The organism is Bradyrhizobium sp. CSS354, assembly GCF_029051725.1.
Taxonomy (GTDB): domain Bacteria; phylum Pseudomonadota; class Alphaproteobacteria; order Rhizobiales; family Xanthobacteraceae; genus Bradyrhizobium.
Window position 1 is genome coordinate 87,987 of the sequence record NZ_JAACFU010000012.1, and the last position, 14,909, is coordinate 102,895.

General features: G+C 63.2%; 12 protein-coding genes. 3 read left to right on the top strand and 9 right to left on the bottom strand.

Features of this window, described 5'->3' with window-relative positions; translation table 11 throughout:
* The first annotated feature begins 3 nt into the window (after positions 1-3).
* On the top strand, positions 4-978 hold the full coding sequence (locus tag GWG67_RS26370; RefSeq protein WP_275172292.1) for a type II secretion system F family protein: 975 nt from the start codon (positions 4-6) through the stop codon (positions 976-978).
* 74 nt (positions 979-1,052) lie between these two features.
* Here the strand turns inward: GWG67_RS26370 and GWG67_RS26375 are convergent, their stop codons facing one another.
* From GWG67_RS26375 to GWG67_RS26385, 3 genes are all read right to left on the bottom strand, one after another.
* Positions 1,053-1,880, bottom strand: coding sequence for a tetratricopeptide repeat protein (locus GWG67_RS26375; protein ID WP_275172293.1), 828 nt, complete (start codon positions 1,878-1,880; stop codon positions 1,053-1,055).
* Positions 1,881-1,951: 71 nt separating this feature from the next.
* Entirely contained in the window at positions 1,952-3,487 is a 1,536-nt protein-coding gene (locus GWG67_RS26380) for a metallophosphoesterase (RefSeq protein ID WP_275172294.1), read from the bottom strand.
* 257 nt (positions 3,488-3,744) lie between these two features.
* The gene (locus GWG67_RS26385) at positions 3,745-3,948 is read right to left on the bottom strand and encodes a hypothetical protein (RefSeq protein WP_183247077.1); all 204 of its coding nucleotides are present in this window, start codon (positions 3,946-3,948) and stop codon (positions 3,745-3,747) included.
* A 202-nt stretch (positions 3,949-4,150) separates the two neighbouring features.
* On the opposite strand from GWG67_RS26385, the gene GWG67_RS26390 reads away from it, so the two are divergent.
* Together GWG67_RS26390 and GWG67_RS26395 are read left to right on the top strand one after the other, a co-directional pair.
* Positions 4,151-5,524, top strand: coding sequence for a M17 family metallopeptidase (locus GWG67_RS26390; RefSeq protein ID WP_275172295.1), 1,374 nt, complete (start codon positions 4,151-4,153; stop codon positions 5,522-5,524).
* Complete coding sequence (locus tag GWG67_RS26395) at positions 5,517-6,395, top strand: C40 family peptidase (protein WP_275172296.1); 879 nt, start codon at positions 5,517-5,519, stop codon at positions 6,393-6,395. Before GWG67_RS26390 ends, GWG67_RS26395 begins: the two co-directional genes overlap by 8 nt.
* Before the next feature lie 5 nt (positions 6,396-6,400).
* Here the strand turns inward: GWG67_RS26395 and GWG67_RS26400 are convergent, their stop codons facing one another.
* The 6 genes from GWG67_RS26400 to GWG67_RS26425 form a co-directional block, all read right to left on the bottom strand.
* A complete protein-coding gene (locus GWG67_RS26400) occupies positions 6,401-8,038 on the bottom strand; it encodes an ABC transporter ATP-binding protein (protein WP_275172297.1) in 1,638 nt (545 codons plus the stop codon).
* A gap of 4 nt (positions 8,039-8,042) precedes the next feature.
* A complete protein-coding gene (locus GWG67_RS26405) occupies positions 8,043-9,224 on the bottom strand; it encodes an ABC transporter permease (protein ID WP_275172298.1) in 1,182 nt (393 codons plus the stop codon).
* Complete coding sequence (locus GWG67_RS26410; protein ID WP_275172299.1) at positions 9,224-10,333, bottom strand: microcin C ABC transporter permease YejB; 1,110 nt, start codon at positions 10,331-10,333, stop codon at positions 9,224-9,226. Before GWG67_RS26410 ends, GWG67_RS26405 begins: the two co-directional genes overlap by 1 nt.
* A complete protein-coding gene (locus GWG67_RS26415) occupies positions 10,330-12,210 on the bottom strand; it encodes an extracellular solute-binding protein (RefSeq protein ID WP_275172300.1) in 1,881 nt (626 codons plus the stop codon). Before GWG67_RS26415 ends, GWG67_RS26410 begins: the two co-directional genes overlap by 4 nt.
* 14 nt (positions 12,211-12,224) lie before the next feature.
* A complete protein-coding gene (locus GWG67_RS26420) occupies positions 12,225-14,126 on the bottom strand; it encodes an extracellular solute-binding protein (RefSeq protein WP_275172301.1) in 1,902 nt (633 codons plus the stop codon).
* A gap of 212 nt (positions 14,127-14,338) precedes the next feature.
* On the bottom strand, positions 14,339-14,893 hold the full coding sequence (locus GWG67_RS26425; RefSeq protein ID WP_275172302.1) for a cytochrome c family protein: 555 nt from the start codon (positions 14,891-14,893) through the stop codon (positions 14,339-14,341).
* Positions 14,894-14,909 lie beyond the last annotated feature (16 nt).

The window sequence follows — 14,909 nt, forward strand, 5'->3', positions numbered from 1 at the left end:
CTTATGGTAGAGTTCCTCGTTGCGAAACTTCACGACGTCCACTTCATGACGATGCTGCTGGCGGCCATTGCCGCCAGCGCCACCGTCTATACACTGGTGATGCCGCTGTTCGCCGGCGAAGGCCTTTCCAAGCGCATGAAGGCGGTGGCGAACGAACGTGAGCGCATCCGGCAGCGCGAGCGCGAGCGCCTCCACAAGAGTGAAAAAGTCTCGCTGCGCCAAACGCCGAAGCAGCTCGTCTCGAAGGTCGTCGACGACTTCAACCTGACCAAATGGCTCGCGCAGGAAGCTGCGCGGGACAAGCTCATCATGGCAGGTTATCGAGGCCAGGCGCCCTACATCACCTTCCTGTTTGCCCGCCTGGTTGCCCCGATCGTGCTGTTCGTCGGTTCGATCGTCTACGTGTTCCTGATCGCGCATATGCAGCAATCGATGCCGATCAAGATCGGCATCTGCGTGGGTGCGGCCTATCTCGGACTTCAGGCACCGATGTTGTTCCTCAGGAACGCGATCTCCAAGCGTCAACTCTCGATCAAGCGTGCCTTTCCCGACGCGCTCGACCTGCTCCTGATCTGCATCGAGTCCGGCATGTCGGTCGAGATGGCATTCCGGAAGGTCGCGGTCGAAATCGTGGGCCAGTCGATCGCGCTGTCGGAGGAGTTCACCCTGACCACGGCCGAGCTGTCCTATTTGCAGGATCGCAAGGTCGCCTACGAGAACCTCGCGCGGCGCACCGGACTCGAGGGCGTCAAGTCGGTATGTCTCGCGCTCCAGCAAGCGGAGCGTTACGGCACCCCGCTCGGCCACTCCTTGCGGGTGATGGCGCAGGAAAACCGCGACATGCGCATGAACGAAGCCGAGAAAAAGGCCGCAGCACTGCCGCCGAAGCTGACGGTGCCGATGATCCTGTTCTTCCTGCCGGTGCTGTTCGTCGTCATTCTCGGACCGACCGGCATCAAGGTCACCGAGATGCAATGACGTTAGACGCGGACCGCGCACGGTCCGCGGCTGCCTTCAAGATTGGAAGATCAAGATTGGAAGATCACGTCTGATCAGTCGGACTGGCCGAGCGAGGCGACCGGGGTCCGCTTCGGTGCACCCCGCCTGATATCGCTGCGGGTCAGCATTTCCTTGAGATAGGCGACATTGGCCGCAGCCTGGTCCGGCGGCAGGTCCGCCTTCACGATGGTCTCGGCTTCGGCGAAGCGGCCCTGGAGACCGACGACCAGACCGAGATTCTGCCGCACCCGCGCGCTTGCGTGCGGCGAGGCATAGGCTTGCCGCAGCGCATCTTCGGCCTTCGGCAGGTCTCTCGACAGCATGTAGGACAGGCCGAGATTGGAGAGCACGCCGGGATCGCCAGGCGCGATCTTGAGCGCGCTCGCATAATAGGAACGCGCTTCTTCGTGACGGCCCATCTGATCGAGCGCGGTCCCCTGCACCGAGAGCAGGCGCCAATCCGGGTTGTCGGGCGAATGCGCCTTCGTCAGCACGTCGAAGGCTTGCTGGAAATTGCCGTTATCGGAGAGCGCGCGGCCGTATTGCGCCATCAGCGCCTTGTTGCCGGGATTGGCGATGGTTGCCTGCTCGAGCACGGCGGCGGCCTGGGCGCGCTGGCCGTTGGCGCGCAGGGCCTGGCCGTAGGCGAGCGCCGCGTCGGCGTCCTTGGGATTGGCACGATAGCGCTCGCCGTAGACTTGGGCAGCGCGCGCGGGATCGGTGGGAGCGGCTTCGGCCCGCGGCCCGACCGAGCCCGTGACGTCGGAGAGTTTCGACATCGCCGTGCAGCCGCCGAGGCCCATGGCCAACGTCGCGACCAGCGAGGTGGACGCAAGAAGCCGGGCAAGACTGAGCCGGTCAAGACTGAACCGTTGACGCATGACGCTTTGACTCTCGAGCCGATTGATCGAGCCGAACGCGCCAGCAATAGACTGTTAACCCTAACGGCCGGTTAATGCCCCCCCGGCCCGCGCCCGTCACTGCGGGCCTGCGGCGGCATCTCGCCGCCGAGATCCGCATCGAGGCCGAGCGCCTTCGCCTGCTCGTTCAGGTCCCGCAGCAATTGCAGGCGTTGCCGCGTCTCGATCTCCACATCGATGCCCGGGCGCGCCACCCACGGCAATTCGCGCCGAAGATCGTCACGATTGATCAGACGCCTCGCGCGGAGCTCGTCGAGCTGAAAACTGTCGATGCCGAGCACATTTGCGGATTGCTCGATCAACCGACGCAGCAGCGATGTCACCACGGCCACGGCGTCGACGTCATGCTTGCGTGCGGATCTCGAGGACTTGCTTTCGAGATCGGCCCAGACGTGAGAGGTGACGAGATAGACGTGAAGCAAATCGGCCCAATCCACCTCGCCGTCGGCATAGAAGGCGCGGCGCAGCAGGAGCCGGCGGGCGAATGCTGCGACCTGATCCCGCTTCAGCGTCGTGCATGCGTCGATCTCGATGCCCGACTGGACGGCCGGATCTCGGGAAAAATCCCGCCCGGCCGGCAGCCTGACGACGCCGTGCGGCAGGTTGGAATCGAGCGGCCTGAAGGCACCATCCTTGCGCGGACGTGAGTAGCGGGCGATCGCAAAGCGATACTCGATGCGGCCGCCATGGGACATCGGGTGGGACATCGGGCCGAAATGGATGACGTTGAAGCCGGCGTCGTCACCGGCCTGCCCGGTCGATGACGGACAGGACAAGACGTAGATCGTGCGCCAGAATGCATCATCGCTCTCGCTCGTGGCGCGCGGATCGGGAATCGAATAGCGCGTCAGCCCTTCGACATGTCGGTGTCCGTGCAGAACCAGATCGACGTTGAGCGATGTCGCCGCTTCGAGGAAGGTCGCGGGCGCGGCGAGATACATCAGCGGCTCGTCGGGCACGCCGAGAAACCGCTTTCCTTCTCCGGTCGCCTGCGGCAGTGGATGATGGTGCAGCGCCAGCACACGCACGAGGTTTTCCACCGGCTCGGCATAATCGGCGCGGCCGCCCGACCCGAGGCTCCCCGCGAGCTCGACACTCAGCCGCGCGGACGCCGAAACCATGGCGTTATAGGCGCTCTGGTCGACATTGCCGCTCGCGAGCGTCGTGAGGCTCGCGCGGTTGGAATCCAGCAGCACCAGATCGAGGCCGGCTTGACGGTAGTAGACGCTCTTCGAGGTCCGCGGCAAGTGCAGGTAATCATAGACGTCGTGGCGGCCTGCACGCTGGCTCGGTCGCTTGACGTCGTGGTTGCCGGCGATTGCCTGGATATCGGTGAACAGCCCGGTCTGTCGGAAGGACGTCATGACGGCGAGCGCTTCGTCGAGCGCGGGTGGCGTCGGGTCGTCCACGATATCGCCGGTGATCAGCAGGATGCGATCAGGAATGTCCGCGAAGTCCCCCATCCTCTCGCGAATGGCGGCATTGAGCGTCTCGAGCGTCGCAAGCAGCCGACCCGACCCGTCCAGATGCAGGTCGGAAATCTGTACGATGACGAACGATCTATCCATTTTGCGCTGCTTGTTTGCAAATGCCGCGCCGCCCAAACGATAAGAGAAATGCCTTCGACGATAAGGGTCTCTCCGGTCTCAACCGGGCCGTGATGAGCCAGGGTAAGAATCGACTCTCGCTGCGTGCACAATGGCACGATACAATCTAAAATATCGGCCAATAATGCCACAACCCCAGCGCTAGTAAAGCCCTGCGGCGGCTCGCGTGAACCGCATGAGATACGAGGTTCCGCCCGATGATGGTTTCGCTCATCAGCTCAATATTCGATGGCGAGCCGCTTGCGGATTTCGTCAACGCGCTTGTCGAGCGCATCGAACCGCGCGTGAACGGAGCGGTCGTGGAGATAGAAGACGTAACCACCGGCAAGGAACGCGAATATCCAATGATGATGCTCGACATAGCCAAAAATCGCCTCGACCGCCTGGCCGATGAATGTGACCACGCTCCACACAAATTCCATTGCATTTCCTCCCGGCCGGCTTTGTCGTCGGCCGCCGGAGATCTCCGCACCCGACGGCCGTTGCCGGAACCTAGCATGGCCCCCTTGCTGCGAGTAGCGGATCGCTGAACGATGGCAGCAAAGCTGATTGCGGCGGCGACGAAACTCTGCGAAATCTCGTCCGTTCGTATGACCCGCTCGATCTGACGATCCGGACCCGCCAATGCCTTCTGTTTTTGAGACGTCGCCTACCGCCATCCCGATCACCTTCGTCACCAAGTCGAGCTGGGATCAGGTCGCCGAGGGGCTACCGGCGGCGCAACGCCAGTTCGCCACTGCGAGCGCGTTTACCGCAAAGCCGGGCGGCTATCTCGCGCTGCCCGCGCCCGATGGCGCGATCGCGCAGGTGCTGTTCGGGCTCGAGGACGAAGGTGCAAAATCGCGCGACCTGTTCCGACCGGGCGCCCTGCCCGGGCTGCTGCCGCCGGGCGTCTATCGCTTCGCCAATGCACCGCACGATGCACGGCTCGCCGCACTCGCCTTCGCGCTCGGCAGCTACCGCTTCGCCCGGTACCGCAAGGCGGATCGTCCCGACGTCCGCCTCGTGCCACCCGACGGCGTCGATGCGACCCAGATCAACCGCATGGCGGACGCCGCAATGCTGGCGCGCGACCTCATCAACACGCCGGCCAACGACATGGGGCCGGAGGAGCTGGCCGCAGCCGCGCAGGATCTCGCCGCCGGTTTCGGTGCAAGCTTTGCCTGCACCATCGGTGACGACTTGAAGACGAATTTTCCGCTGATCCACGCCGTCGGCATGGCCTCGGACCGCGCGCCGCGGCTGATCGACATCGGCTGGGGCGACCCGGCTCATCCCAAGGTGACGCTGGTCGGCAAGGGCGTCTGCTTCGACACCGGCGGGCTCGACCTGAAGCCGTCGAGCGGCATGCTGATCATGAAGAAGGACATGGGAGGCGCCGCCAACGTGCTGGCGCTGGCCCGCATGGTGATGGATGCGAAGCTGAAGGTGCGGCTGCGCGTGCTGATTCCGGCCGTGGAGAACGCGGTCGCGGGCAATGCCTTCCGCCCGCTCGACATCTTCACCTCGCGCAAGGGCATCACTGTCGAGATCGGCAATACGGACGCGGAGGGGCGGCTGGTGCTCGCCGACGCGCTGGCTCTGGCGGACGAGGAAAAGCCGGACCTGCTGATCGATCTCGGCACGCTGACGGGAGCGGCACGCGTCGCGCTGGGACCGGATTTACCGCCCTTTTACACCAATGATGAGACGCTTGCCGCCGACGTCGCACGATGCGCGGTGAAGGAGAACGATCCGTTGTGGCGCATGCCGCTGTGGCCGCCTTACGATGCGTGGCTGGACTCCAAGACGGCCACCATCACCAACGCACCGTCCGGCGGCTTTGCCGGCTCGATCATCTGTGCGCTGTTCCTGCAGCGCTTCGTCGAACAGGCCGGGAGCTGGCTGCATGTCGACATCTACGGCTGGACGCCGTCGGCGAAGCCCGCACGCCCCGAAGGCGGCGAGTGCCAAGCCGCTCGCGCGATCTACGCATTGCTGAGCGAGCGCTATGCGTGATCCAGGACTCGATCCAAAATACGATCCAAGCCCCGATCCAAGGCTGACACCCGCGCGCGGCGACCTCGCCGCAAAGTATCTCGAAGGCAAGGTGCAGGCGGAGCGCTTCGTCACGGGCGAGGAATTCGAGATAGTCGAGGCGATCGCGCCCGTGCGCGAACAGCCGTCATCGAACGCGATGCTGATGACACAAGCGTTGCGCGGCGAGCGCGTCACGGTCTACGACCGCAACGGCGAAGGCTGGGCGTGGGGTCAGCTTTCGGGTGACGGCTATGTCGGCTGGCTGCCGGACGCAGCGCTGATGAAGCCCTCGGCCGCCCCGACCCACGTGGTCGTTGCGCTACGAACCTTTGCCTTCCCCGGTCCCTCGATCAAGCTGCCGCCGGCAGACACGCTGGTGATGGGATCGAAGATAGCGGTTGCACGCGAGGACGGCAGCTTCGCCGTGACGCGCGACGGACAATATCTGCCGAAGGCTCATCTCGTCCCGCTCGGTCATCGCGAGCCGGGCTTCGTCGGAGTCGCCGAGCGTTTCGTCGGCACGCCCTATCTCTGGGGTGGCAAGAGCAGCCTCGGCGTCGATTGCTCCGGCCTCGTCCAGGTCTCGCTGACATCGGCGGGGATCGGCTGCCCGCGTGACAGCGACATGCAGCAGGCCGGGCTCGGCCGCGCGCTGGAGCCGCACGAGCAGAGGAGCTTGCTGCGCGGCGATCTCATTTTCTGGAAGGGCCATGTCGCCATCGTCCGCGACGCCGGCACCATGGTTCACGCAAATGCGCATCACATGGCAACGGTGGTCGAACCAATCGAGCCGGCCATCGCAAGGATCAAGCAAGCCGGCAGCGAGGTCACCGCGATCAAGCGGCTCTGACGACGCTACGTCGCCGCCGACCCGTTCCCCGCCGTCTCCAGCCGGAACGCCGCCGCAAACAGCGCGCGCGTGTAATCCGTCTTCGGGTTCTTGAAGAGCTCGGCGGCCTGGCCTTCCTCGACCACCTTGCCGCCGCGCATCACGATCAGATGGCTGGCGAGCGAGGCGACGACGCGCAGATCGTGCGAGATGAACATGTAGGTGAGATCGCGACGGCGCTGCAATTCACGCAGCAGATCGACCATCTGCGCCTGAATCAGCATGTCGAGCGCACTGGTCGGCTCGTCCAGCACGACGAAATCCGGCTCCAGCACCACCGCCCGCGCGATGCTGATGCGCTGGCGCTGGCCGCCGGAGAATTCATGCGGATAACGGTTGCGGGTATCCGGCTTCAATCCGACGTCCTCGAGCGCCTTGACGACGCGCTCCTCACGCTCGCCGCGCGAGAGCTGCGGCTGATGCACGGTGAGGCCTTCGGCGACGATGTCGGCGACCGACATGCGCGGGCTGAGCGAGCCGAACGGATCCTGGAACACGATCTGCATGTCGCGCCGGAACGGCCGCATCTCCTTGAAGCGGAGACCCTGGATATCCTTTCCCAGGAACACAATGCGTCCGTTCGAGGAGATCAGCCGCAGCAATGCGAGCCCCAGCGTGGTCTTGCCCGAGCCGGACTCGCCGACGACGCCAAGCGTCTCGCCCTTGCGCACGGCGATGCTGACGCCGTCCACCGCCTTGATGTGACCGACCGTCTTGCGCATCAACCCGCGCTTGATCGGAAACCAGACCTTGAGGTCATCGGCCGACATCACCACCGGCGCATCCGGCTGCGGCGGCGCCGGATCCGGCTTCGGTTCCGCGGCGAGCAAGTCGCGCGTATAGGGATGCTTCGGGCTCTTGAAGACCTGCTCAACCGGCCCCTGCTCGACGATCTCGCCGCCCTTCATGACGCAGACCTGGTCGGCGATGCGGCGCACGATGCCGAGATCGTGGGTGATGAAGAGCAGGCTCATGCCGAGCCGGCTGCGAATCTCTGCGAGCAGCGTCAGGATCTGCGCCTGCACGGTGACGTCGAGCGCCGTGGTCGGCTCGTCCGCGATCAGGAGATCCGGCTCGTTGGCGAGCGCCATCGCGATCATCACGCGCTGGCGCTGGCCGCCGGAGAGCTGGTGCGGATAGCTCTTCAGCCGCGTTTCAGGCTCGGGAATGCCGACCTGCGTCAGCAATTCCAGCGTCCGCCTGCGCGCCTCGGCATTGCTGGTCGGATTGTGCAGCTGGATGATCTCGCCGATCTGCGCCTCGATCGTGTGCAGTGGATTGAGCGACGTCATCGGCTCCTGGAAGATGATCGAGATGTCGCTGCCGCGAATCTCCCGCATCTCCTGCTCCGACCGGTCGATCAGTTCCTGTCCCTTGAAGCGGATGCTGCCCGAGGGATGCGAGGCGTTCGGATAGGGCAAGAGTTTGAGGATCGAGAGCGCGCTGACCGACTTGCCGGAGCCGGACTCGCCGACCAGCGCCACGCACTCGCCGCGCCTGATCTGGAACGAGACCTTGTCGACCGCGAGCGTGGTGGCGCCGCCCTGGTGGAAGGCAACCGAGAGCTCGCGCACGCTGAGCAAAGGCTGATTGATCGCGTCCATTGGCCTACCTGAACGTCTTGCGCGGATCGAAGGCGTCGCGCACGGCCTCGCCGATGAAGATCAAGAGCGACAGCATGATCGCAACCGAGAAGAAGCCGGAGAAACCGAGCCAGGGCGCCTGCACGTTGGACTTGCCCTGCGACAGCAGCTCGCCGAGCGACGGCGAGCCGGGCGGCAGTCCGAACCCGAGGAAATCGAGCGCCGTCAGCGTCATCACCGAACTCGACACGATGAAAGGCAGGAATGTCATGGTCGCGACCATCGCGTTCGGCAACAGATGCCGGAACATGATGACCTTGTTCGACACGCCGAGCGCCCGCGCCGCCTGGATGTACTCGAAATTGCGCCCGCGCAGGAATTCCGCGCGGACGAGTCCGACCAGCGACACCCAGGAAAACAACAGCAGGATGCCGAGAAGCACGAAGAAACCGGGCACCAGCACCGACGACAGGATCAGCAGCAGATAGAGCGAAGGGATCGCAGTCCATATTTCGATGAAACGCTGGAACAACAGGTCGATCCAGCCGCCGAAATAGCCCTGTACCGCGCCGGCCGCGATGCCGACGACGGAGGAGACGATGGTCAGGCAGAGGCCGAACAGCACCGAAATGCGGAAGCCGTAGATCAGCCGCGCTACCACGTCGCGGCCTTGATCGTCGGTGCCGAGCCAGTTGTATTCGAGATCGCGGCAGCTCTTGAGGCCCTTCTTCTCGACCACAGGCTTGCACTGCGCTTCCGTCAACATCCAGGTCGGCCGCGACGGCGCCGGGGTCGGCAGATCGAGATTGTGGGTGTCGTAGGAATAGCGGATCAGCGGCCAGACGATGCTGCCACCCTTGTCCTTGATCAACTTCTGCAAATAGGGATCGCGATAGTCGGCTGCCGTTTCGAAGTCGCCGCCGAAAGTGGTTTCCGAATAGGTGACGACGGACGGCCAATAGAGGTGGCCATCATATTTGATCAGGAACGGCCGATCATTGGCGATCAACTCGGCGAACAGCGATACCACAAACAGGATCAGGAAGATCCAGAACGACCAATAGCCGCGCCGGTTCGCCTTGAAATTCTGCCAGCGGCGCCTGTTGAGCGGCGATGGCACGAACTGTTTGCGCGTCATCGGCACGGCATCGCCGAGCGGCGACTTCGCAGTGGTTTCGATCGGCGTGGTGGGGGCGGCCAGAGTCATCAGACCTCCCGCGCCTCGAAATCGATCCGCGGATCGATCCACATATAGGTGAGGTCAGAAATCAGGTTGATCACGAGCCCGACGAGCGAAAAAATGAAGAGTGTACCGAACACCACGGGGTAGTCGCGGTTGAGAACGCTCTCGAAACTGAGCAGTCCCAGCCCGTCCAGCGAGAAGATGGTCTCGATCAGAAGCGAGCCCGAGAAGAAGGCGTGAATGAAGGTGCTGGGAAAGCCGGCGATGACGATCAGCATCGCGTTGCGGAAGACGTGACCATAGAGCACCCGATTCTCGCTGCAGCCTTTCGCGCGCGCGGTCATCACGTATTGCTTGCGGATCTCGTCCAGGAACGAGTTCTTGGTCAGGAACGTCATGGTGGTGAACGCACCGAGCCCCATCGCGATCAGCGGCAGCGTCAAATGCCAGAAGTAATCGATGATCTTCCAGTACCACGGAAACTGCGACCAGCCGTCTGACGTCAGTCCGCGCAGCGGGAACCAGTTGAAGAACGAACCGCCGGCAAACAGGATGATCAGCAGGATCGCGAACAGGAACCCGGGAATGGCATAGCCGAGCACGAGCACGCTCGAGGTCCAGGTGTCGAAGCGCGTCCCGTCCCTGACCGCCTTGCGGATGCCGAGCGGAATCGAGATCAGGTAGGTCAGCAGCGTCAGCCAGATGCCGAGCGAGATCGAGACCGGCAACTTCTCCTTGACGAGCTGCAGCACGCTGACGTCGCGGAAATAGCTCTTGCCGAAATCGAAGCGGGCGAAATTCCACACCATCAATGCGAAGCGCTCCGGGGCCGGCTTGTCGAAGCCGAACTGCACTTCCAGCTTTTTGATGAAATCGGGATCGAGGCCTTGAGCGCCGCGATATTTCGGATTGATGGCATCGCCGCCGGCGCCTAACTGCCCCGGGGCGCGCTGCGCAAAGTCGCTGCCGCCCGAAATGCGCGAGGTACCGCCGGTGTCGGCACCCGAGAGCTGCGCGATTACGCGCTCGACCGGGCCGCCCGGCGCGAACTGCACGACGATGAAGGAGACGAAGAGGATCCCGAGCAAGGTCGGGATCATCAGCAGGATACGGCGGGCGATATAGGCGCTCATGGCTGTTTCGCCTGCTCGAGCTTGGCGGCCTTGCCGCCATCATGCCACCAGATGTCGGGGGCGCCGACTCCGTTGGCATAACGCGGCAGCTTCTGCGGACGGCCGAACTGGTCCCAATAAGCAAGCCGGTGCGTCTTGTTATACCATTGCGGCACCCAATAACGGCCGGCACGGAACAGGCGATCGAAGGCGCGGCAGGCGACGGTCAATTCCTCGCGGGAGTCAGCCGCCATGATCTTCTCGATCATGGCATCGATGGCAGGACTGGCGATGCCCGCGAGATTGTACGAACCCTTCGTTGCCGCGACCTGCGACGAGAAGAACGAGCGCATGGCATCGCCCGGCGTCGCCGACATGCTGAAGCGTTGAATCGTCATATCGAAGTCGAAATCTTCCTGGCGCGCCTTGTGTTGTACGGCATCGACGAGGCGCACGCTCGCTTCGATGCCGAGCGTCGCGAGATTCTTGATGTAGGGCCCATGGTGCGGCTGGAATGAAGGCTCGTCCAACAGAAATTCGATCCTGAATATCTCGCCGTTCGGCAGCACCCGCTTGCCGTCCTTGATCGGCAGGCCGGCGTCGCTGAGCAATTGCTGCGCCTTGCGCAGCAGGCTGCGGTCCTGCCCGGAGCCGTCCGAGACCGGCGGCGTGAACGGCGCGGCGAACACCTCGTCGGGAATCTGGCCGCGAAACGGCTCGAGCAGCTTCAACTCTTCCGGCGGCGGAGGCCCGCCGCTGGCCATGAGGTCCGAGTTCTGAAATGGCGACACCGTGCGGGCATAAGCACCGTACATGATGGTCTTGTTGGTCCACTCGAAGTCGAAGGCGTCGATCAGTGCCTCTCGTACCCGAGGATCCCTGAACTTGTCGCGCCGCGTGTTGATGAACCATCCTTGTGCACCGGACGGCGTGTCGTCGGGTACGACCTCCATCTTGACGCGACCGTCCTTCACCGCAGGGAAGTCGTAGCGCGTCGCCCAGAGACGGGAGGTGAACTCCTCGCGGTAGAGATAGTTCTTGCCGGTGAAACCTTCGAAGGCGACATCGCGGTCCCGGTAGAATTCGTAGCGTACAACGTCGAAATTGTAGCTACCACGACAGGGGGGCAGATCGGCAGCCCACCAATCCTTGACGCGCTCGTATTCGATGTAGCGGTTGACCTCGAACTTGCCGACCTTGTACGGGCCCGAACCCAACGGGATCTCCAGAGACGTTTCGTCGAACGGACGGGAGGCATAGTAGGCTTTCGAGAAGATCGGCAGGCTCGCCACATAGAGCGGCACGTCACGCGCGCGTCCCTTAGCAAAAGTGACGACAAGCGTCGCCTCGTCGACGGCTTCCGCGCTGACCATGTCGCGCATCTGCACGATGATCAGCGGATGGCCCTTGGTCTTCAGCGCCGTCAGCGAAAACGCCGCGTCGTGCGCGGTGAGCTTGGTGCCGTCATGGAATTTCGCCTCGGGCCGTATGGTGAAGCGGTAGACCAGCCTGTCTGCCGATATATTTACAGATTTGGCGGCAAGCCCGTACATCCCGTCGGGTTCGTCGTTGGCTCGCACCATCAGCGGCGCAAAGGTCATGTCCATGCCCTGCGCGCCATCGCCTTTGAGGATGAAGGCATTGAGCGAGTTGAAGGTCTGGTAGGACTGGTTGTAGGCGCGCACCGACGGGATCAGCGAGAAAGTACCACCCTTCGGCGCGTCGACATTGACGTAGCCGAAGTGATGGAAATCGGCGGGATATTTGAGGTCGCCGAAGGCCGACATGCCGTGGGCCTCGGCGAGCATCTCGGACGCTGCCGCGCCCCGGAGCCAGGCGGCGCTGAACGCGCCACCGGCACTCAGGGCCAGCACATGCCGGCGTGAAAGCTGCGTCATGCGAGAACTGCCCCTCACGACTTCTTTGCGATCCGCGCCGCTTTGTCCGCGTCATACCACCAGATGAACGGAAAGCCGGACTGACCGTATCTGGGCAATTCCGCCGGCCGGCCGAAGCGATCCCAGCGCGCGGTGCGCACCTTCGTATAAGTCCACTGCGGCACGACGTAGTGATTCCACAGCAGCACGCGGTCGAGTGCCTTGGTTGCCGCGACGAGATCGTCGCGACCCTTGGCGTAGATCACCCGCTCGATCAGCTTGTCGACCGCCGGATTTTTGATGCCGGTAATATTGCGTGAACCGGCGATGTCAGCCGTCTTCGAGGACCAGAATTCGCGCTGCTCGTTGCCAGGGGACTGCGACTCGCCCCAGGAGTTGGTGACGATGTCGAAATCCCACTCGCGCGTCCTGTTCTCATACTGGGTGGGATCCACTGTCCGTACGTTGACGGCAATGCCGAGCCGTTCCAGCGACGGCTTGTAGAACAGCGTGATCCGCTCAAAGCTCGGATCCGAGTTCAGCAGCTCAAGCGAGAACTGAGCGCCGGTCTTGACGTCGACCAGTTTGCGGTCGCGCACCTCGTAGCCGGCTTCCTTGAACAGGCGCAGTGCCTCGCGCAGATTGTCGCGCACGGCTTCCGGACTGCCGCCGACTGGATTGGTATAGGCCGTCGTGAAGACTTCGGGCGGGACCTCGGCGCGGACCGTCTCGAGGATCTCGAGCTCCTTGCCCTGCGGCAACCCGGTTGCCATCAGTTCATCGATGCCGTCGAAATAACTGCTGATGCGCTTATATTGGCCGTAGAAGATCTGCTTGTTCATTTCCTCGAAGTCGAACGCGTAATTAAGCGCGCGTCGCACGCGCGCATCTTTGAACTTGGCGCGGCGCAGGTTCGGCACGAAGGCCTGCATGACGCCCGAGCTGCGATTGGCGAACTCCTCGAGGATCACGCGCTTTTCGGTGACGGCCGGGAAGTCGTAGGCCGTCGCCCAGTTCTTCGCGCTGTTCTCGGTGCGCCAATCGACCTGATCGGCCTTGAAGGCCTCGATCGCCACGGTGGCGTCGCGGAAATACTCATAGCGCAGCTCGTCGAAATTATTTCGGCCCACATTGGCCGCGAGGTCGCGCCCCCAATAATCCTTCACGCGCTCCAGCGCGATCGACCGTCCGGCAACGAATTCCTTGACCCGGTAGGGGCCCGACCCCAGCGGCACTTCGAGCGTGGTGGCGGAGACATCGCGCTTCCGGCCCTGCGCGTCCGTTCCTTCCCACCAATGCTTCGGCAGGACCGTGAGCTGCCCGACAATCTGCGGCAGCTCGCGATTGCCCGGTGCGTCGAACACGAATTTCACCTCGCGCTCACCGACCTTCTCGGCCTTCACCACATGGCTATAATAGGCCGAGTACATCGGGTGGTGCTTCTTGAACGAATCGAGCGAGAAGATCACGTCGTCCACGGTAACAGGCTTGCCGTCATGCCAGTTGGCTTGCGGCCGCAAGCGGTAAGTCACGGAGGAGAAATCATCCGGATGGCTGACGGCCTCGGCCAGCGCGCCGTATTCGGTCGAGACTTCGTCGAGCGAGGCCGTCGTGAGGGATTCGTAGATGAATGCCACGGCACCGGCGACTTGCCCCTTCACACCGGAGACGACGATGTTGAAATTGTCGAATGTGCCGACGGCGATCTGGCGTGCGACGCCGCCTTTGGGCGCTTCCGGATTGACGTAGTCGAAGCGCTTGAAGTCGGCGGGGTATTTGACCTGTCCGAACAGCGACAGCGCGTGTCGCCAGGTCAGCTCACTGGCGGATTGCGCGTGTGCCGCGCCGACGACGGGAAGGCCCCCTACGGAACCAAGGGCGGGGAGCGCTGCGGCAGCGATGCCGGTGAGCAGGAGATCGCGTCGGGTAATGGCCAAATCCACATTCCTGTCTTGAAGGAGGCTACTCCTTTAAGTTCCCAATATAGGCGAGGTTTCGACGGAATATGTTGCTTTTTCCTCATCTTGGAAGCCCGGCCGCTCCATCCGGTGCGGCCAAACGCCCTGATAACGTCACCGCGCGGCCCGGATATAAAAACGGCCAGGCTTTTCAGCCCGGCCGCATAGTCCAAGATGGGGTTTCGAGGCTTTTACTTTGAGGCCGTCGGCAGCGGCTGCGGATGCTCCGAGAGCGAATTCAGATAGGCAATGACGTCGGCACGCTCGGAATCCTTGGGAATGCCGGCGAAGCCCATTGCGGTGCCGGGGATGAAGCCCTTCGGGCTGGCGATGAACTTGTTGAGATCGTCAAACGTCCAGGTGCCGCCCTTGGCCTTCATGGCAGCCGAGAAGTTGAAGCCGCCACGGCCCTCGCCCCGCTTCTCGCCGACGACGCCATAGAGATTAGGACCGACACGATTCGGGCCGCCCTTCTCGAAGGTGTGGCAGGCGCCGCACTTTTTGGCGGCGGAGGCGCCCTTCTCGACCGAGGCGGTCTGGAGCAGCTTTTCGATCGGCTCGGCAGCCGCGGCGGCAGCGCCGCCTTCCTTGCCGTGGCCGGCGTCTTCCTTCACGGCGATCTCGAAGCCCGGCTTTTCCGGCATCTTGGGCGAGAACAGCGCATTCGCGGTGAAGCTCGTCACCAGCAGAAGGAGACAGGTGCCGAGCACGGCACCGAGAATCTTGTTCAGTTCGAAAGAGTCCATTTCCGGCCAGGCCCCA

Coding starts and splice junctions, on each gene's coding strand:
- GWG67_RS26370 (WP_275172292.1), top strand. CDS start 4: ATGGTAGAGTTCCTCGTTGCGAAACTTCACGACGTCCACTTCATGACG.
- GWG67_RS26375 (WP_275172293.1), bottom strand. CDS start 1,880: ATGCGTCAACGGTTCAGTCTTGACCGGCTCAGTCTTGCCCGGCTTCTT.
- GWG67_RS26380 (WP_275172294.1), bottom strand. CDS start 3,487: ATGGATAGATCGTTCGTCATCGTACAGATTTCCGACCTGCATCTGGAC.
- GWG67_RS26385 (WP_183247077.1), bottom strand. CDS start 3,948: ATGGAATTTGTGTGGAGCGTGGTCACATTCATCGGCCAGGCGGTCGAG.
- GWG67_RS26390 (WP_275172295.1), top strand. CDS start 4,151: ATGCCTTCTGTTTTTGAGACGTCGCCTACCGCCATCCCGATCACCTTC.
- GWG67_RS26395 (WP_275172296.1), top strand. CDS start 5,517: ATGCGTGATCCAGGACTCGATCCAAAATACGATCCAAGCCCCGATCCA.
- GWG67_RS26400 (WP_275172297.1), bottom strand. CDS start 8,038: ATGGACGCGATCAATCAGCCTTTGCTCAGCGTGCGCGAGCTCTCGGTT.
- GWG67_RS26405 (WP_275172298.1), bottom strand. CDS start 9,224: ATGACTCTGGCCGCCCCCACCACGCCGATCGAAACCACTGCGAAGTCG.
- GWG67_RS26410 (WP_275172299.1), bottom strand. CDS start 10,333: ATGAGCGCCTATATCGCCCGCCGTATCCTGCTGATGATCCCGACCTTG.
- GWG67_RS26415 (WP_275172300.1), bottom strand. CDS start 12,210: ATGACGCAGCTTTCACGCCGGCATGTGCTGGCCCTGAGTGCCGGTGGC.
- GWG67_RS26425 (WP_275172302.1), bottom strand. CDS start 14,893: ATGGACTCTTTCGAACTGAACAAGATTCTCGGTGCCGTGCTCGGCACC.